Below are 16,869 nucleotides of genomic sequence, written 5' to 3' on the forward strand. Positions count from 1 at the left end.
CATAAAAAAGAGGGATATCACTTCATACGAAAGTATGAAAAAACAGCTCAAATATGAGCTGTTTTCGTATAGTTTTTCGTTCATTTGTTAAGGATAGGATATATTAGTATCCGTATCCGCCGCCACCCCAACAGCTACATCCGATGATGATTAGAAGGATGAATAGTACGATAAGCAAAGCAAATCCACCGCCGAAACCAGCACAACTTCCACCATAGCTCATATGTTTTCCTCCTTTTGAGTAAGTTAAATCTATATAATTCATGGACTACTGTATACAGTATGTTTTTTGTATGGAAAAGGAGCCAGTCTCTTGAGTAATTAGACAAACGCCTGTATGGTCATTTTGATTGTATATTGTGCTAGGGATATGTGAATGAATCGTTACATATTTTACAATTTGTGCATAAAAAAATATAAAAATTGTAAAAAAAACCATTTTTATATTTTTTTATGAGAGAATTTGTACTATAATTTTACAAGTAATATTATGGGAAAAGGGAGTTTTAGTAAAGAGATGGAGATGGGAAAATTACACAATAAAATAGAAAACAAAAAGAAAGAGCTAATTCAACTTGTTGCTAGACACGGATTGGATCATGATAAAGTTTTGTTATTTAGCCGAGATTTAGATATACTTATTAATAAGTTTATGAATGTAAAAGATAAAGTACATAAATAAGTAATTTGTAGTTTTTTATATTAAGATATTTTGTAAAAAAGGGAGAGAACAGTATTTGGAACATTTACAAGAAGAGCTATATAAACAAATAAAAGAAGAAAAAGGCATTGTTACAATTTTTTTAAAGAGTGGCGTTAGAATAGTAGGAGAAGTTGTTGCGATAGACAAATTTACCGTTTTAATGTTAGTTGATGGAAAACAACAACTTATATATAAGCAGGCTATATCAACAATAATGAAATAAGACACTCAATATGAGTGTCTTATTTCATTATTATTTGCAAGCTTCGACGTCAATGCCGGCAGCTAGTAATTTCTTTTCTCCATCTTGCTCGATGATTTTTTGTAATTTAGATAGGAAAGAATCAAAGTTAGTATGCTTTGCTACTTGGAATGTCATTTTATGCTCAATTGGTAGCCACGTATCAATATCAGCTTCGTTATGCTGAATTTTCACCTCAAGCTTATCAAGTGCGTTAGCTACTTTTGCTTCGTACGTTTCTTTCGCTTCAAACTCCATCCATAAATCATATAATTCCTGACCGAGAGAACCTTTTAATGTTCGTTTAATATTTAAAATGGCTTCTTGCTCATTTTTTTGTTTTTGTAATTGTAATTCATGACTATTCATTGTATCAAAAGCAGGAATATCACCAGCTTCAGCTTCGACTAGGTCGTGAATAATAACCATTTTAAGTAATTTTTCAATGCTTACTTTTTGATCTAAATAAGGCTCAACTAAAATGGCCATTAGAGACATGCGCCACGTGTGTTCAGCAACGCTTTCTTGACGTCCGTTAGAAAGCCAGCTATGTCGCATTTCATATTTTAGTTTTTCTGCTAGTGCAATGACTTGTAAAATGTTATGTTCCATCGTGATCCTCCTCATATTTCCATACTATAATTCTAATATGGAAATGAAATGTGTCAATTTTATGAGTATATTGCGATAAATAGATGACGAGAGTATAATAAACATTATATGTGAAAACGTATTATTAAAATAAAAAAATGTTTTATAAAAATGAAAAAGAAAGGGCAGGAATATGGGAGACGAAAATCAAGGATTTGCTAGACCACAAAGAAGGAAAAGGAAGTTTGACATTTCTAGCCCAGTTGGCATTATAGTAGGTTTTGCCATAGTAATAGCGGCAATTATGCTTGGCGGCGGCGGAATAAAAGCTTTTAAAAACTTTTTAGATGTTTCATCTATTTTAATTGTCATAGGGGGAACTACAGCGACAATTGTTGTGGCATATCGATTTGGAGAAATAAAAAAATATACGAAAAGTATTTTTACTGTTTTACATAGAAGAGAAGAAGATTTAGAACAGTTAACTGATTTGTTTGTTGATTTTTCAAAAAAATCTAAAAAACACGGGTTGCTTTCTTTAGAAGTTGATGGAGAGCAAGTTGACAATCCTTTTATTCAAAAAGGAATTCAACTTATGTTAAGTGGTTATGATGAAGAGGAATTAAAAGAAGTATTAATGAAAGATGTTGAAACGGAAGTGTATGAGTTAAGAAAGGGAGCGACACTATTAGATAAAATTGGTGATTTCGCTCCAGCTTGGGGCATGATAGGGACTTTAATCGGTCTTATTATTATGCTTCAAAACTTGCAAGACACGTCGCAAATTGGTACAGGGATGGCAGTTGCGATGTTAACGACATTGTATGGATCAGTACTTGCAAATATGATTGCGATCCCTCTTGCTGAAAAAGTGTATCGTGGTATTGAGGATCTATATACAGAGAAGAAGTTTGTTATTGAAGCCATTTCAGAATTGTATCGTGGACAAATTCCTTCTAAATTAAAGTTGAAACTGGATACATACGTATACGAAACAAAAATAAAAAAAGTAAAACGAGCAGCCTAATATTGCAAGGAGTGGTATGGTGATGATAAAACGACCGCAAAAGGGATCGCCTCGTTGGATGACGACTTTTACAGATTTAACGATGTTATTATTAACTTTCTTTGTATTACTAGTTGCTACATCAAAGCAAGATACAGTAAAATTATCAAAGATGCTTGAAAAGTTTAGTGACGCGGAGCAAGTTGATGGGAAAGTAATGGAAAATACAATACCAGATATTTCACATGAAAAAAATGATGAAAAAATGATTTCAAAAAAGCGAATGGATGACTTGTACAAAAAGTTAAAAGCATATGTAGACAATAACGGTATTAGTCAAGTGAATGTATATCGAGAGGATACAGGGGTAAGCGTCGTTATAGTAGATAATTTAATATTTGATACGGGTGATGCGAACGTTAAACCTGAAGCAAAAGAGATCATTAGTCAATTAGTCGGATTTTTTCAATCTGTACCAAACCCGATTGTTGTGGAAGGACATACGGATAGTAGACCGATCCATAACGAAAAGTTCCCTTCCAATTGGGAATTATCTTCAGCAAGGGCAGCGAATATGATCCACCATTTAATTGAAGTGTATAATGTGGAGGATAAAAGGCTAGCTGCGGTAGGATATGCAGACACAAAGCCAGTTGTACCAAATGATTCACCGCAAAATTGGGAGAAAAACCGTCGCGTTGTCATTTATATTAAAGAATAGTATATTTTTATTTTAGTAATAAAATAATAAAAATACAGAAATTCTTTTAAAAAAATATTAAATTTTATCGTTTTATTTTGTATAATGAGTGAGAATGATAAGGTGAAATATTAAGATATATTTATACATAGAAGGAGAGAACTAAATAGAATGGCACATAAAATTTTAGTTGTAGACGACGCAATGTTTATGCGAACGATGATTAAAAACCTATTAAAAAGTAATTCTGAATTTGAGGTTATCGGAGAAGCAGAGAATGGGGTGGAAGCGATTCAAAAATATAAAGAACTTCAACCTGATATTGTAACATTAGATATTACTATGCCGGAAATGGACGGACTTGAAGCGTTAAAAGAAATTATGAAAATTGATTCAAGTGCAAAGGTTGTTATTTGTTCAGCAATGGGACAACAAGGTATGGTATTAGACGCGATTAAGGGCGGAGCAAAAGACTTTATTGTCAAGCCATTCCAAGCAGATCGTGTAATCGAAGCTTTAACAAAAGTAGCAAACAGCTAATATAAAAGGGGCGCCACAAGGAATCAAAACAGTGATAACGGAAAGATGTGTGGCCCCCTTTTTTCTCGTTTTAAAACACTAAATTGTTATACATGAATGAAATGTTTGTTAGACAGGTAGGGGATGAAAATGCAAACAGATCTGTTAAATATATTTTTTGAGGAATCGGAAGAACATTTGCAGTCGCTAAATGAAAATGTGCTAATTTTAGAACAGAATCCTGCTGATATGGGTGTAGTAGGAGAGATATTCCGCTCAGCCCATACATTCAAAGGTATGTCTGCGAGTATGGAATTTACGGAAATGGCGGATTTAACGCATAAAATGGAAAATGTTTTAGATGAAATTCGTCATGGGAATATAGTTGTAAATGCAGAGATTATTGATGTGATTTTTGAGTGCATTGATAATTTAGAGAAAATGGTTGCAGATGTGCAACAAGGCGGAATGGGTAATATTGATGTAGTCTCAACGAAAAATAAATTAGAAGCTTTATTGAACGGAAATGTAGAAACTATTGCGGAACATGTAGAACAAGAGTCTATAAGCATAGATGATGTAGTTTCGCATGAAGTGCATATAACCGTTGAACAGCAAGCTATTTTAAAAGCAGTACGTGCCATTATGTGTATTGAAGCACTGCAAAATATAGGTGATATACAAAAAACGGTTCCGAGTATTGAAGAAATCGAAGCGGATGCTTTCGGATTTGAGTTCACAGTATTTATGAATACGGATCGTAGTGTAGAAGAATTAAAACAGGTAGTGCTTCACGTTTCTGAAATTGAGAAAGTAGTAGTGAAACAAGGAGAATCTTTACAGGAAGTAGATTCGAAGTTTGCTATAGAGGAAGCTGTGCAAGTAGAAGAAATAATACAACCGGATGTAGTTACGCAAGTCGAAGCGCCTATGGAGGCAGCGAAGCAACCAGCGAGTGCTACGACAACGAAAAGCGCTGCCAAAACGAAAAATGCTAAAGGTGAGAATCGTTCCATTCGTGTTCAATTAGAGAAAATTGAACGATTAATGAACATGTTTGAAGAAAGTGTAATTGAACGTGGGCGTATTGATGAATTGGCACAAACGATTCAAAACAAGGAGTTAATTGAGCATTTAAATCGATTAGGCGATATTTCAAAAGATATTCAAAATGTACTATTAAATATGCGTATGGTACCGATAGAAACTGTTTTCAATCGTTTCCCTCGTATGGTACGTATGTTAGCGAAAGATTTAGGGAAAAAAATTGATTTACAAATTACAGGTGAAGACACTGAAGTAGATAAAATTGTTATTGATGAAATCGGTGATCCACTCGTTCATTTAATTCGTAATGCGATTGACCATGGGATTGAAACTGTTGAACAACGTCGTGATGCAGGAAAAAATGAGACAGGTACGATTAAGTTAGAAGCGTTTCATAGTGGAAATCATGTCGTTATTCAAATTACGGATGACGGAAATGGTATTCATAAAGGAAAAGTATTAGAAAAAGCGATTAAAAATGGTGTTGTAACAGAATCTGAGGCAAATAAATTAACAGATCGTGAAGTATATGATCTCATTTTCCAACCGGGATTTAGTACAGCTGAAGTAGTATCGGATCTTTCAGGACGTGGCGTTGGATTAGATGTTGTAAAACATACAATTCATAGTCTAGGTGGGCATTTAATTATTGATTCAGAGGAAGGAAAAGGAAGTACATTTAGAATTGAGCTTCCGTTAACATTATCTATTATTCAATCAATGCTTGTTCAAACAAATGACACGCGCTATGCTCTACCTCTTGGTAACATTGTCGAAGCGATTCGAATTAAGAGAGAAGACATCCAATCCGTACAAGGAAAAGATGTGTTAAACTATCGTGATCAAATTATTGAAGTGAAGCATTTAAGTACTGTATTTGGTGAAAAAACAGTAGATGAGGCGTTTGGGTCATATGATAGTCAAATGGTTCCTGTGTTAATTGTTCGTAATACACATCGTAGCTATGGACTTATTGTAAACACAATTATCGGTCAAAGAGAAATAGTGTTAAAGTCATTAGGCGACTTCTTTGCAGATAGTTCGAACTATTTCTCTGGCGCGACGATTCTCGGCGATGGACGAGTGGTCCTCATTTTAAACCCAGAAGGTTTATAATAGGAATGAAGGAAAGCTCCCCACTTGTAAACAATTGGGGAGCTTTTTGTTAACTATGCAAATATAAGAAAAATTATATATAAATGGAAATAAATACATATTCACGATTAGTGTAGGAAGTTTGTTAAAATAGAATGAGTTAAAGTGTATTCATTTGATAGAAAAACAAAAATGAGGAGGCAGGGAAAATGCCTGAGCAACACACAAAAGGGGATACGAGCACAATTGTGCTAGATAAAGAAAAGGAGCTTTTAACGCCTCAAGAATGTGATATTCTTGGCGAAATCGCAAATATATCATTTGGCTCAGCTTCGACAGTATTATCAACAATTTTAAATAGGCAAGTAAGTATAACTGCTCCTCATGTAGAGTTAGTGGACTTATATGATACAAGTGATGTTGAGGTTCCTCATGTTGTATTAAACATTCATTTTACAAAAGGGTTAGATATGGAGAATTTACTTGTCCTTCAGCAAGATGTTGCTTTATCGATTGCTGATTTAATGATGATGGGGACAGGTGAAGTGGAAGAAGGGAAAGAGCTTGGCGAATTAGAGCTAAGTGCTGTACAAGAAGCGATGAACCAAATGATGGGATTCGCAGCGACGTCTATGTCGGAATTCTTCCAAGATACAGTAGACATGTCTCCGCCGACAATTAAAGTTGTAAAGCTATCAGAAGAGATGGAGAAAATCTCTGGAATAACTGGAAATAATACGATTGTTAAAGTGTCGTTTGACCTTAAAATAGATAATCTTGTAAACTCTAAACTCGTACAAATTGTTTCAGTTGAACATACGAAACAGATGATAAATAAATTATTACAATTGTCTGGTGAGGCGGAAGAGCAAGACGAGCCGGCAGAAGTAGTGGAAGCTGAGATTGTAGAAGAACATGTTGAAAAAGAGCAGTTAACGCAAGAAGAGAAAGATGTGCTTGGGGAAATTGCAAACATTTCTATCGGTTCAGCCTCAACTGTATTATCAACGCTTTTAAATCAACCGGTTACGATTAGTACACCAAATGTAGAAGCGATTAATGTGCGTCATTATGACGGAGTACCAGTTCCTTTTGTTATTTTAAATGTCGATTTTGTTGAAGGTTTAAAGAATGAGAACGTATTCGTGTTTACGAAAGATGTTGCGTTGACAATGGTAGATTTAATGATGATGGGAACAGGGGAGATTGACCCAGAGAAAGAGCTTAGTGAATTAGAACTGAGCGGTATTAAAGAAATCATGAACCAAATGATGGGTCATGCTGCAACAGCGATGTCAGAAATGTTTAAAGAGAAGATGGACATGACACCGCCAGACGTAAAATTTGTTACGTTAAAAGAAGAAATGGAATATTTGGGAGAAGCAATGGAAGTGGACGAGCTCGTTCAAATTACGTTCAATCTTGAAATCGGTGACCTGCTTCAATCAAAAATGTATCAAATCTTACCAATTTCAGAAGCGAAAGAAATGGTAAGACGACTGCTATATCCAATGGTGGAAGCAGAAGAAGAGATTGCTGAGGAAGAAATAGAAGAAGAGGTTGTAGAACCTGTTGTACAACCGATTGAATTTAAAGAAGTGAAACAAATTGAGCCAGTGTATATGGATACATCCATTCTACAAAATGTAGAAATGAACGTGAAATTTGTATTTGGAAGTACAGTGAAAACAATTCAAGATATATTAAGTTTACAAGAAAATGAAGCCGTTGTTTTAGATGAAGATATTGATGAACCAATTCGAATTTATGTAAATGATGTATTGGTGGCATATGGTGAACTTGTAAATGTAGATGGATTTTTCGGAGTGAAAGTGACGAAATCACTATAAGGCGTTGAAATAGGAGTTTGAACAGGCGGATGAAAAACGTAAAGTTTTTTCTAATTTGCTGGCTATGCATACATGTGTGCTTGCTCTTCCCGCTGCAAAGTCAGGCGGAAGAGCAAAATGTGCCAGAGCAAAAAATAAATGAAGTGAATGTGCAAGAAGAAAACAAGGAAGTTCAAGAACAGCCAGAACAAGTGGAAATGAAGCAAGATAAAGAGGGACAACAAGAAGCAAAAAATGAACAAGAAACCGAAAAAAAGATAGAGACAGATCAAGAGGTTATTACAGTAAATAAGCAAGAATTACAGGTTGGCGAAGAAGTGCGGATTATTGTAGAGCCAAAAGAGAAAAATATTCAAAGTATAAAAGGTATGTTGCGGTTGCCAAAAAACAGCAATCCGTATGAGCAAGAAAGAATGATATCTTTTGACTATGAAGAAGAAACGAAGCGATGGATTGCTAACTATAAGGTCGGGACTTTTGATTTGCAAGGTGATTGGAACCTGCAGCTCATTCAAAGTTATAAAGAAAATGAGCAAGAGGAGCTTATAGAAAATGAAGTAAAAGTGCCTTTTATTCGTATAAATAATGAAACGCCAACAATAGATAAAGAGTTGCCGAAGTTGCATAAAGTTACTGTTGACGAAGCGAAGGAGAACGTAATTGAACGAAAACAAGGCGATTCTATACGTGTACGAGTGAAGGCGGCAGACGTGGAATCGGTTGTGAAAGAAGTTCGAGTTACATTAAAAGGGAAAGATAATAAAGAGATTACAATTTTATTAGATTACAATAAGCGCGACATGGAATGGCAAAAAGTATTTGAAATAACGGATGCGTTGCCAATTGGCACATACGAGCTACTTGTAGAAGTAGTAGATGCGGCCGGCAATAAACTGGTTGAGGCAAGTGCGTATATCGTTTCTGTTTTGGAGAAAAAAACAGAAGAGAATAAAAAGGTAGAAGAACGAGAGAATGAAGACAAATTAGAAGAGAAGAAAGAACCTGAGAAGCAGGAAGACTCAAAAGAAGAGGTTCCGCTACAGGAAGAAAAACAGCCAGTTGTCCAAATTCCGAAGCAAGAAGAGAAAATAAACAATTTTATAAAAGAGCCGCTGAAAGAGAAAGAAGAAATTACTTACTTTATAAAAGAGCCATTAGCAGTTCATAAGGAAGTAAGTGATGGAAAGGCTCAAAAAGAGAAAAAAAGTAGAAATGACAATGGAGTCGTTTCGAAAAAGAAAGAACAAATAGAAGAACCGCAAAAGAAAAAAGAAGATAATAGTGATCAAGGAGTACAAGCTTCTAATGTGTTTGCTATTATGTCAGGGTTATTCGTACTGTTTTTAGTTTTAAAGAGTAATAAAGAATGGGGCTAATAATTTCATAGTAGTGGAGGCGCTTAGATGGAGATTAAACGTACGACAATTGAAAATAAGACGCTACAACCATTAAAAAAGCCTGCAGCAATTTCAGAACATGAAATCCAGAAAGAACGAAAGCATAGTAATCTAGTGTTTACTGGACAGTCTAAGATTATTTCGAAAAATAATGAAATAGGAATTTTACTTGCGAGTTTAGGTGATGGAAAGGTTATGAAGGAAATGCTTTCTAAAGAGATGGATACAGTGTTACAACTCTTTAAAAAGTTACATACGTTATCTGGAGAAGGAAAGCAAACAGAAAAAATATTTGAACAAGTAATGAGAAGCTTGCAAGGACTTGTTAAGCAGGCGCATATAAAAGAGCTTCCTTTGTTAGATGGGACATATGATTTTGCTGAAGTACAACTATCATTTGGTAGAAAGGTACATATTCCATTACTAGATGTAAGTGCACTTATCTCTAGAGTTGAAAGTGATTCTTCAGAAGGAAATATAAATTTAATGGTAACAGTTATTACTGCTTATATAACGAAATTGTCTAACGAAACCATTTTAATTAGCGTTACAGATCGCACGGCTAAAGAGCGGGATGCAAGTGTATGGAGAGCACTTGCAGAAATGAATATGACGCAATTATCGCAGGCGTTGAAACGAACGATGCAAGAACATAAATGGTCAATAACGTTTCTTTTTCTCTTTATATGGGTTGTTTGTATTATTTTAATTCGAGTTATATAAAAGAATGTGTCAAAGCGCTGAAGATTGAATCGTTCGGGTGTTAAAATTTGTTCTGTGCTACCAACAAATAGCACACCGCCTTTTCGTAAAGAACGACTAAACTTTTCGTAAAGTTTGACTCTTGCTTCTTCTGTGAAGTAGATCATTACGTTACGACAAATAATCAAATCATAATTTGTATCGAATGACTGCATTAACAGGTCATGTTGTTTGAAAGTGACGTTTTGCTTCATGTTTTGATGCAATGAGTATATATCATCCTCTTTTGTGAAATGGCGCTCTTTCAAATCGCTAGGTAATTCTTTTAAAGAACGTTCCGTATATTGACCACGTTTTGCAGTCTCTAAAATATGAAAATCAAGATCCGTTGCTAGTATTTCATAGCGAAATGGAGATAGATGTTTCGATAAAATTAAAGAGAGTGTATATGGCTCTTCACCGGCAGCGCAAGCGGCACTCCATACTTTTAATTTTCCGTTATTTTGTTCGAGTAATTTTGGCAGTGCTTTCGATTCTAACGTTTGCCAACGTTCTTTATTTCTAAAAAACTCTGAAACGTTTATTGTAATATAGTCAATAAAACTTAAAAATAAGCTTTGATCAGCACGTAAAGTACTTAAGAAAGTAGTGTAGTTTTCAAAGCCTTTTCTTGAAATAAAAGCATCGATTCTACGGCGCATTCTATCTTGTTTATACGAAGCGATATCCATATTGAATTGTTGTTTAAAACTCGCGATAAAATGATCATAATCTTGTTCAATTATCATATTTACACTGGGCACAATAATGATATTGTGCCGCCCCCTTTACATCATACGAATTTTTTGTTCAAAGCTTTTTTTCATTTGCTTTTCATGTAAACCTGGTAAATCATAAATAACAGCATCAATCCCAGCTTCTTTTGCAATATCAACGGGAATGACAGATGTATGTTTGTCTCCATTATAAAAACAGAGAACTAAATCGGTATCTTCAATAATTTGTTTAACAAAAAACATATAATCTGATCGGTAAATAGAGTCGGAAGGATGATCAAAAGCAACATAATCGGCTCCGTGTTTTTTTAAATAATCAACGATTTCTTGAAATTCATCTGTTGCTGCTTGTAACGGTTGTAGCGTGTAAAGGCATAAATTTTGAGCGAGTCTTTCGTTTTCGACGAAAAAACGAAGTACCTCATTTTCAATAGATTTATAACATAATATGTAAATTTTATGTTTGTGAGCATAGTCAGTTAAAAATTTTTTAATTTCTTCTTGATCTAATGCTGTTAATTGATTTGAACCACAAAGAAAAATATTCATAGAATTGTGCCACCTCATGCTAAATTGTAACATATCTTCTATAAAAAATAACTGCAAAATATTAGTGTTCAGAGTATAATTATAAATAACTAGATTTTACGATTAACTTTAGGAAGAAATAAAAAAATAAATAGGTGATATATATGCTACGTTCTATCTCGCATAATCCAATCTTATCGCATATACCGCCTGCTACTCAAATGCCGAAAGAAGCAAATGTCAGGACAGGACTTGCATTTTCGGATAATTTGCATGCAGATCCGAAAAAAGATAAATTGTTAGAACAAATGGAAGCGTTCGTTGATAATATTGGAGAAATTAAAGAGAAAATTGAAATGGAATTAACACTTGATAACGTAATGGAATACAAAAATACAGTAAAATCATTTTTGAATTTTTACGTTGATAATGTATTGCAATACAAAGATGTCATGTCTCGTCATCCGCGTTATGGATATTCACAAAAAATGACGATTGTGAAGCAGGCGGAAATGGGATTAAATGAGTTAGAAGATGTAATGAATTTAATTAATACAAAAACGGGACATTTAGAAATGTTAAATCAAATTGGAGAAATCCACGGTTTAATTGTAAATTTAGTCTTGTAAAAGGGAAGGAAGCTATATGTATATACAATTATATGAAAAGCTCGTTATTATTCAAAAAGCATATGAAAACATTCAAACGCTTGGAGAACAAATATATGAGAATGTAAAACATAAAAATGTAAATGTGGTTCAAAAACTGCAAGTAGAGCAATTGCAATACATTGATGGTTTAAAAACGTTATCAAATTCATTTGAAGAAATGGTTGTTCAATTTTGTAAAGAACAGGGAGTGGAATCATTTCGCGTAAGTGCGTTATTTTCGTATTTTTCTCAAGAAGAAATTGAAAAAATAGAAAAATTACAAAAAAACTTAACTGAATTAGAAGAGAATGTAAAAATGCTTCTTTTGAAAAATCAATATTACTTAAACGTACTATTAAAAACTACAGAAAGTATTGTGGATTCCGTTTCTGAATATAACTTAGAACGAAACAATAATTCGCAAATCTTTATGAACGAACTATTGTAAAGGGGAAGTGAAGCATTATGAGATTATCTGATTATAATACCCCGTTATCGGGCATGCTAGCAGCACAAATGGGATTACAAACGACGAAACAAAACTTGTCTAACATTCATACACCGGGCTATGTGCGTCAAGCAGTGAATTTCGGTTCTGCTGGAGCAAGTAATGGTCATACGCCGGAGCAGAGAATTGGTTATGGTGTACAAACGTTAGGTGTTGATCGTATTACAGATGAAGTTAAGACGAAACAGTTTAACGATCAAATGTCACAGTTCTCTTACTATGCATATATGAATTCTACTTTGTCACGAGTAGAGTCTATGGTAGGAACGACAAGCAAAAACTCATTATCTAGTTTAATGGATGGATTCTTTAATGCCTTTCGTGAAGTGGCAAAAAATCCAGAGCAATCGAACTATTACGATACATTAATTGCTGAAACAGGGAAGTTTACGAATCAAGTAAATCGACTTGCGAAACAGTTTGAAGAAATAGAAATGCAAACCACGGCAGATATAGAAGCTCACGTGGATGAGTTTAATAGGCTTGCTGGTAGTTTAGCAGAAGCGAATAAAAAAATTGGACAAGCTGGCACACAAGTACCGAATCAACTATTAGATGAACGTGATCGTATTATGACAGAAATGGCTAAGTATGCAGATATAGAAGTATCATATGAATCTACAAATCCTAATATCGCAAGCGTTAGAATGAATGGCGTTTTAACAGTAAATGGACAAGATACATATCCACTTCAATTGCAGAAGGATAAGGAGCCTATGTCGGTACAAATATACGGAACTGATATCCCATTAAATGGCGGAGCAATTCAATCGGCAATTGATACGAAAGCAAAAATTACTAGTTATAAAGATAATCTAAATGAATTTGTAAATTCATTAAAAAAACAAGTGAATACAGTTATGAATAAAGATTTCTTTGTTGGAGAAGGTGCGAAAAAGCTTGAAATAAACCCTGATTTTACAAAAGATATTTCGAAAATGAAAATTTCAGCTGAAACTGCAAACAGACTTGCAGGTATTACTGAGGAAGACTTTAAACCTGGGCTTACATATAAGAAGGCTTTAGATCAACTTTTAGTAGGGGTAGCTTCTGATAAAAGTTCAGTAAATGCGTATCAAAAAATTCATGGAGACTTATTAGAAGGTATTCAGCAAGAAAAGATGAGTGTCGAAGGCGTGAATATGGAAGAGGAAATGGTTAATTTAATGGCCTTCCAAAAATATTTCGTAGCGAATTCTAAAGCTATTACAACTATGAATGAAGTGTTTGATAGTCTGTTTTCGATTATTAGATAAAGGAATTTTTTCTTTTATGTTTGAAGAGAGGGTCAGCAGAGGGTAGAAGCGGTTAGTACCTAATAGTGGACCTATTGGTGTGAGACAAGAGATATGGAACGGTTGCAGGATAAGTTAGGGAAGAAGAGAGCCGGAAATCGTTCCTGTTCCTTCTTCAAATCAATTTAAAATAGATAAAGGAGAAGATAGAGATGAGAGTATCTACGTTTCAAAATGCAAACTGGGCAAAGAATCAGTTAATGGATTTGAATGTGCAACAGCAATATCATCGAAATCAAGTAACTTCAGGCAAGAAAAATCTTCTTATGAGTGAAGATCCGCTTGCAGCAAGTAAATCATTTGCGATTCAACATTCATTGGCGAATATTGAACAAATGCAAAAAGATATAGCGGATTCTAGAAATGTGTTAAGTCAGACAGAAAATACATTGCAAGGTATTGTGAAGTCTTTAACGAGAGTGGATCAATTAACGATACAAGCATTAAATGGAACGAATAGTGAAAAAGAATTAAAATCCATTGGAACAGAAATTGATCAAATCTTAGAACATGTCGTTTATTTAGCGAATACGAAGGAACAAGGGCGCTACCTCTTTGGTGGAGATAGTGCTGAAAAACCGCCATTTACAAAAGATGGAACATACCAAGGTGGAGAAAAAGATGTAATGTGGAAGTTGAATGATGGCTATGAAATTAAAGCGTTTCGTAAAGGTGATGATTTATTAACACCTGTAATTCAAACGTTAGTACAGATGAAAGATGCTTTGGAAAGTGGTGACCAAAAAGCATTACAACCATTTTTAGAAGAAAATAAGAAAAATTTAGATGGTGTTATTAACCGTACGACGGAAGTTGGTTCAACGATGAATACGGTTGATACGTTTAAAACGATTTTAAGTGAACAAAATCTAGCACTTCAAGAAAATCGTAAAGAGATTGAAGATGTTGATTTAGCAGCAGCAATTTCAGAGTTAGCATACATAAACGCAACATATGAAGCGACGCTTAAAGCAGTTAGCACGATGAGTAAAACGAGTATTTTAGACTACATGTAAAAGATAAGGAGTGGGACATTATGGCAGGAACAATATCTGATTATGGCGGAAGACAACAAATATGGAATTTAGGAAATAACATGATAGATACATCTAAGTTAGTAGATTTAGAGCTACAAGCTTTGGAGATGAAAAAATCACCATATACTACACAACGTCAAACATTAACAAATGAAAAAAATGTGTATGCAAGCATGAAAAAAGAATTTGGAAACTTGATGCAAGTATTTAAAGATTTGCACACATTTAAAGGTGACGAAAAGAAAACAATGCTATCGAAAGATGGTTTTATGACAGCACATGCGGATGCTACTGCTATTCCTGGAACTCATACAATTACAGTAGAACGATTAGCGGAAAGGCATCAAATAACTACAGCGTCACTTACTCCAACAAAAACTCCTGAAGGTATGCAACAAAAATTTAGTTTAGATTTAAAACTTGGAGTAGACGATGTATTTAAGATAAATGGAAAAGAAATTACAATCACGAAAGACATGACGTATAAAGATTTTGTCAATAAAATTAATAATGGAAATTATGGTGCATCAGTATATACATTGGGAGATCAACTGTTTTTTTCAGCTACTACTGCCGGAGAAGAAGGTAAGCTAAAATTATCTGATGGTCCAAATGGATTTTTACAAAAAATCGGGCTGGTTACTTCTGAAAGTAAGGATGGAGTGAATACCATTGCGCATCAGGTGACAGCAGCGACAAACGCTGAATATACAATAAACGGAATCAAGGGGACTAGTAAGACAAATAAAATAGAGGCGATTCCAGGATTAACCATTAATTTAGACAAGGTGACTACAGAGTCAATTACATTAACTATCGAAGATTCTGATATAAAAAATTCGATAGATTTAATTAAAAAAATGAAAGATGAGTATAATAAGGCTGTTAAAAGTCTAGATTTATTTGCTGGTGAAAATGGCGTGATGCAAGGTAATAATGTTTCGTTTGCAATCAAAAATGCAATGACAAGTATTTTTAGCTTTTCTCAAGATGATAAATTTTTATTTTCGTTTGGGGTTCAAATTGATAAATCTGGGAATATGAACCTAGATGAAGAAAAATTAAAAGCGGCGTTTAAAGAGAATCCGGAATCTACGAAACAATTTTTCTTTGGCCTCAATGGTTTAGGGCATAATACAGAGAAAAAATTTGAGGGAATATTTGGTGATGAGGGGATTATTGGAAAACGTTCTAAAAGTATTGAAAAGCAAGTAACAGACTTAGAGAGAAAAATTCAAGATATAGATACGGTTAATAAGGAAAAACAAAAAACAATTATTGATAAATATGCAAAACTAGAAAGCCAGTTAGCATTGCTAGATAGTCAATTGAAAACAATTCAGGCAATGACAAAAACAAAAAATGATGATTAATGAAAAATGAGGAAGTGATCGTATGCAAGCATGGCAACGTTATATGCAAAATGATATTATGACGAGTAATCCGATTAAAAATACAATTTTTATTTATGAGAGATGTATTGTTGAATTTCGTAAAGTAGAAGAACTTTTAAATGCTTTTAAACTACAAGAAGGCGACGATCTTCTTGAGAAGCTCGAACGTATTTTTGAAGAATTAAAGCTTCAATTAAATCCAGATATTACAAAAGATTTATATGATAGTCTTTATGGATTATACGATTGGATTAGCATTCAAATTCAGACAATGAAAGTAACGCGTGAAGCAAAAGACATTGATGCAATTGTGCAAGTATTACAAGATTTAATCGATGGTTACCGCGGAGCACTCGAAAATGAACAATGACATTTATCGAGCGTTTGTCGGTTGTTTTAATGAAATCGGTGAATTGCAAGTGTCAGATGAAGAGTTTGCTGAGAAGAGTGCGATGTTAAATCGTTGGATGATGACATTGGATGAAGAAACACGCGAGAGAGTTGCGGCAGAAGTAAGTCCATTTATTATTAAGGCAGCACAGCATATTCGTGATAAGCAAAAGATTTTGGAAGAAATGATTATGACAAATGATGGGCGAATGAAAGCAAATTCATTTTACGGTAAATATTAATAATAATGTGCGAGAACGGATCCCCCTTTTTAAAAGGGGATCCATTCCTCTGTGTAAATAAAGAGTTCCGCTGGTTGAGGTTTCATTTTATGACTGTAAAAAATAGGAGTAATCTAAATAATATAAAAATAAGATTCGACTAGTCGTAAATATATTGAAATGTTATATAGATTCCTACGCGTGTACAGTTTTTTGTAT

At 34.1% G+C, this 16,869-nt stretch carries 19 protein-coding genes and 1 pseudogene; 16 read left to right on the top strand and 4 right to left on the bottom strand.

Features of this window, described 5'->3' with window-relative positions; translation table 11 throughout:
• Positions 1 to 103 precede the first annotated feature (103 nt).
• Complete coding sequence (locus tag FS742_RS00850) at positions 104 to 223, bottom strand: YjcZ family sporulation protein (protein WP_000120179.1); 120 nt, start codon at positions 221 to 223, stop codon at positions 104 to 106.
• Positions 224 to 463: 240 nt separating this feature from the next.
• On the opposite strand from FS742_RS00850, the gene FS742_RS00855 reads away from it, so the two are divergent.
• A complete protein-coding gene (locus FS742_RS00855; RefSeq protein WP_002096752.1) occupies positions 464 to 682 on the top strand; it encodes an aspartyl-phosphate phosphatase Spo0E family protein in 219 nt (72 codons plus the stop codon).
• Positions 683 to 737: 55 nt separating this feature from the next.
• Positions 738 to 926: an RNA chaperone Hfq gene (gene hfq / locus FS742_RS00860; RefSeq protein WP_000400660.1), complete on the top strand. Its 189-nt coding sequence runs from the start codon at positions 738 to 740 to the stop codon at positions 924 to 926.
• A gap of 30 nt (positions 927 to 956) precedes the next feature.
• Here hfq and FS742_RS00865 read toward each other — a convergent pair whose 3' ends face one another.
• A complete protein-coding gene (locus tag FS742_RS00865) occupies positions 957 to 1,556 on the bottom strand; it encodes an HD domain-containing protein (RefSeq protein WP_144610728.1) in 600 nt (199 codons plus the stop codon).
• 172 nt (positions 1,557 to 1,728) lie between these two features.
• On the opposite strand from FS742_RS00865, the gene FS742_RS00870 reads away from it, so the two are divergent.
• The 7 genes from FS742_RS00870 to FS742_RS00900 all read left to right on the top strand — a co-directional run bounded on the left by FS742_RS00870 (position 1,729) and on the right by FS742_RS00900 (position 9,872).
• A complete protein-coding gene (locus tag FS742_RS00870; protein ID WP_144610730.1) occupies positions 1,729 to 2,562 on the top strand; it encodes a flagellar motor protein MotP in 834 nt (277 codons plus the stop codon).
• Positions 2,563 to 2,584: 22 nt separating this feature from the next.
• Positions 2,585 to 3,262 (top strand): OmpA family protein, encoded by a 678-nt coding sequence (locus FS742_RS00875; RefSeq protein ID WP_144610732.1) that lies wholly within the window; start codon positions 2,585 to 2,587, stop codon positions 3,260 to 3,262.
• 150 nt (positions 3,263 to 3,412) lie between these two features.
• Positions 3,413 to 3,781, top strand: a complete 369-nt coding sequence (locus FS742_RS00880) for a response regulator (protein WP_000940577.1) — start codon at positions 3,413 to 3,415, stop codon at positions 3,779 to 3,781.
• Between the two features lie 129 nt (positions 3,782 to 3,910).
• Positions 3,911 to 5,923: a chemotaxis protein CheA gene (locus FS742_RS00885; protein WP_144610734.1), complete on the top strand. Its 2,013-nt coding sequence runs from the start codon at positions 3,911 to 3,913 to the stop codon at positions 5,921 to 5,923.
• 188 nt (positions 5,924 to 6,111) lie between these two features.
• On the top strand, positions 6,112 to 7,752 hold the full coding sequence (locus FS742_RS00890; RefSeq protein WP_144610736.1) for a flagellar motor switch protein: 1,641 nt from the start codon (positions 6,112 to 6,114) through the stop codon (positions 7,750 to 7,752).
• A gap of 29 nt (positions 7,753 to 7,781) precedes the next feature.
• On the top strand, positions 7,782 to 9,128 hold the full coding sequence (locus FS742_RS00895) for a transglycosylase (RefSeq protein WP_144610738.1): 1,347 nt from the start codon (positions 7,782 to 7,784) through the stop codon (positions 9,126 to 9,128).
• 27 nt (positions 9,129 to 9,155) lie between these two features.
• Positions 9,156 to 9,872, top strand: coding sequence for a hypothetical protein (locus FS742_RS00900; protein ID WP_144610739.1), 717 nt, complete (start codon positions 9,156 to 9,158; stop codon positions 9,870 to 9,872).
• Here FS742_RS00900 and FS742_RS00905 read toward each other — a convergent pair.
• Positions 9,869 to 10,639 (bottom strand): annotated as a pseudogene (locus FS742_RS00905) (CheR family methyltransferase); the annotation flags it as partial. The gene FS742_RS00900 and the pseudogene FS742_RS00905 sit on opposite strands and share 4 nt — an antisense overlap.
• A 39-nt stretch (positions 10,640 to 10,678) precedes the next feature.
• A complete protein-coding gene (locus FS742_RS00910; protein WP_144610741.1) occupies positions 10,679 to 11,176 on the bottom strand; it encodes a flagellar motor switch protein FliG in 498 nt (165 codons plus the stop codon).
• A 143-nt stretch (positions 11,177 to 11,319) separates the two neighbouring features.
• On the opposite strand from FS742_RS00910, the gene FS742_RS00915 reads away from it, so the two are divergent.
• The 7 genes from FS742_RS00915 (at position 11,320) to FS742_RS00945 (ending at position 16,671) form a co-directional block, all read left to right on the top strand.
• Positions 11,320 to 11,784 carry a YaaR family protein gene (locus tag FS742_RS00915; RefSeq protein WP_000946323.1) on the top strand — a complete coding sequence of 155 codons (465 nt, stop codon included), beginning with the start codon at positions 11,320 to 11,322 and terminating at the stop codon, positions 11,782 to 11,784.
• Between the two features lie 16 nt (positions 11,785 to 11,800).
• Entirely contained in the window at positions 11,801 to 12,253 is a 453-nt protein-coding gene (locus FS742_RS00920; protein ID WP_144610743.1) for a hypothetical protein, read from the top strand.
• A gap of 17 nt (positions 12,254 to 12,270) precedes the next feature.
• Positions 12,271 to 13,569 carry a flagellar hook-associated protein FlgK gene (gene flgK, locus FS742_RS00925; RefSeq protein ID WP_144610745.1) on the top strand — a complete coding sequence of 433 codons (1,299 nt, stop codon included), beginning with the start codon at positions 12,271 to 12,273 and terminating at the stop codon, positions 13,567 to 13,569.
• 191 nt (positions 13,570 to 13,760) lie between these two features.
• Positions 13,761 to 14,624, top strand: coding sequence for a flagellar hook-associated protein 3 (locus FS742_RS00930; RefSeq protein ID WP_144610747.1), 864 nt, complete (start codon positions 13,761 to 13,763; stop codon positions 14,622 to 14,624).
• Positions 14,625 to 14,644: 20 nt separating this feature from the next.
• Positions 14,645 to 16,018 (top strand): flagellar hook-associated protein 2, encoded by a 1,374-nt coding sequence (locus FS742_RS00935; RefSeq protein WP_144610749.1) that lies wholly within the window; start codon positions 14,645 to 14,647, stop codon positions 16,016 to 16,018.
• A gap of 22 nt (positions 16,019 to 16,040) precedes the next feature.
• Positions 16,041 to 16,409 carry a flagellar export chaperone FliS gene (locus FS742_RS00940; protein WP_144610751.1) on the top strand — a complete coding sequence of 123 codons (369 nt, stop codon included), beginning with the start codon at positions 16,041 to 16,043 and terminating at the stop codon, positions 16,407 to 16,409.
• Positions 16,399 to 16,671: a flagellar biosynthesis protein FlgG gene (locus FS742_RS00945; RefSeq protein WP_144610753.1), complete on the top strand. Its 273-nt coding sequence runs from the start codon at positions 16,399 to 16,401 to the stop codon at positions 16,669 to 16,671. The genes FS742_RS00940 and FS742_RS00945 overlap by 11 nt, the downstream gene beginning before the upstream one ends.
• The last annotated feature ends 198 nt before the right edge of the window (positions 16,672 to 16,869 follow it).

The sequence above is a fragment of the Bacillus cereus genome (assembly GCF_007678085.1).
GTDB classification, from domain to species: domain Bacteria; phylum Bacillota; class Bacilli; order Bacillales; family Bacillaceae_G; genus Bacillus_A; species Bacillus_A cereus_BE.

Excerpts from the sequence above, each read along its gene's own strand:
- FS742_RS00850 (WP_000120179.1), bottom strand. The coding sequence starts at position 223 with ATGAGCTATGGTGGAAGTTGTGCTGGTTTCGGCGGTGGATTTGCTTTG.
- FS742_RS00865 (WP_144610728.1), bottom strand. The coding sequence starts at position 1,556 with ATGGAACATAACATTTTACAAGTCATTGCACTAGCAGAAAAACTAAAA.
- FS742_RS00870 (WP_144610730.1), top strand. The coding sequence starts at position 1,729 with ATGGGAGACGAAAATCAAGGATTTGCTAGACCACAAAGAAGGAAAAGG.
- FS742_RS00875 (WP_144610732.1), top strand. The coding sequence starts at position 2,585 with ATGATAAAACGACCGCAAAAGGGATCGCCTCGTTGGATGACGACTTTT.
- FS742_RS00880 (WP_000940577.1), top strand. The coding sequence starts at position 3,413 with ATGGCACATAAAATTTTAGTTGTAGACGACGCAATGTTTATGCGAACG.
- FS742_RS00885 (WP_144610734.1), top strand. The coding sequence starts at position 3,911 with ATGCAAACAGATCTGTTAAATATATTTTTTGAGGAATCGGAAGAACAT.
- FS742_RS00890 (WP_144610736.1), top strand. The coding sequence starts at position 6,112 with ATGCCTGAGCAACACACAAAAGGGGATACGAGCACAATTGTGCTAGAT.
- FS742_RS00895 (WP_144610738.1), top strand. The coding sequence starts at position 7,782 with ATGAAAAACGTAAAGTTTTTTCTAATTTGCTGGCTATGCATACATGTG.
- FS742_RS00900 (WP_144610739.1), top strand. The coding sequence starts at position 9,156 with ATGGAGATTAAACGTACGACAATTGAAAATAAGACGCTACAACCATTA.
- FS742_RS00910 (WP_144610741.1), bottom strand. The coding sequence starts at position 11,176 with ATGAATATTTTTCTTTGTGGTTCAAATCAATTAACAGCATTAGATCAA.
- FS742_RS00915 (WP_000946323.1), top strand. The coding sequence starts at position 11,320 with ATGCTACGTTCTATCTCGCATAATCCAATCTTATCGCATATACCGCCT.
- FS742_RS00920 (WP_144610743.1), top strand. The coding sequence starts at position 11,801 with ATGTATATACAATTATATGAAAAGCTCGTTATTATTCAAAAAGCATAT.
- flgK (WP_144610745.1), top strand. The coding sequence starts at position 12,271 with ATGAGATTATCTGATTATAATACCCCGTTATCGGGCATGCTAGCAGCA.
- FS742_RS00930 (WP_144610747.1), top strand. The coding sequence starts at position 13,761 with ATGAGAGTATCTACGTTTCAAAATGCAAACTGGGCAAAGAATCAGTTA.
- FS742_RS00935 (WP_144610749.1), top strand. The coding sequence starts at position 14,645 with ATGGCAGGAACAATATCTGATTATGGCGGAAGACAACAAATATGGAAT.
- FS742_RS00940 (WP_144610751.1), top strand. The coding sequence starts at position 16,041 with ATGCAAGCATGGCAACGTTATATGCAAAATGATATTATGACGAGTAAT.
- FS742_RS00945 (WP_144610753.1), top strand. The coding sequence starts at position 16,399 with ATGAACAATGACATTTATCGAGCGTTTGTCGGTTGTTTTAATGAAATC.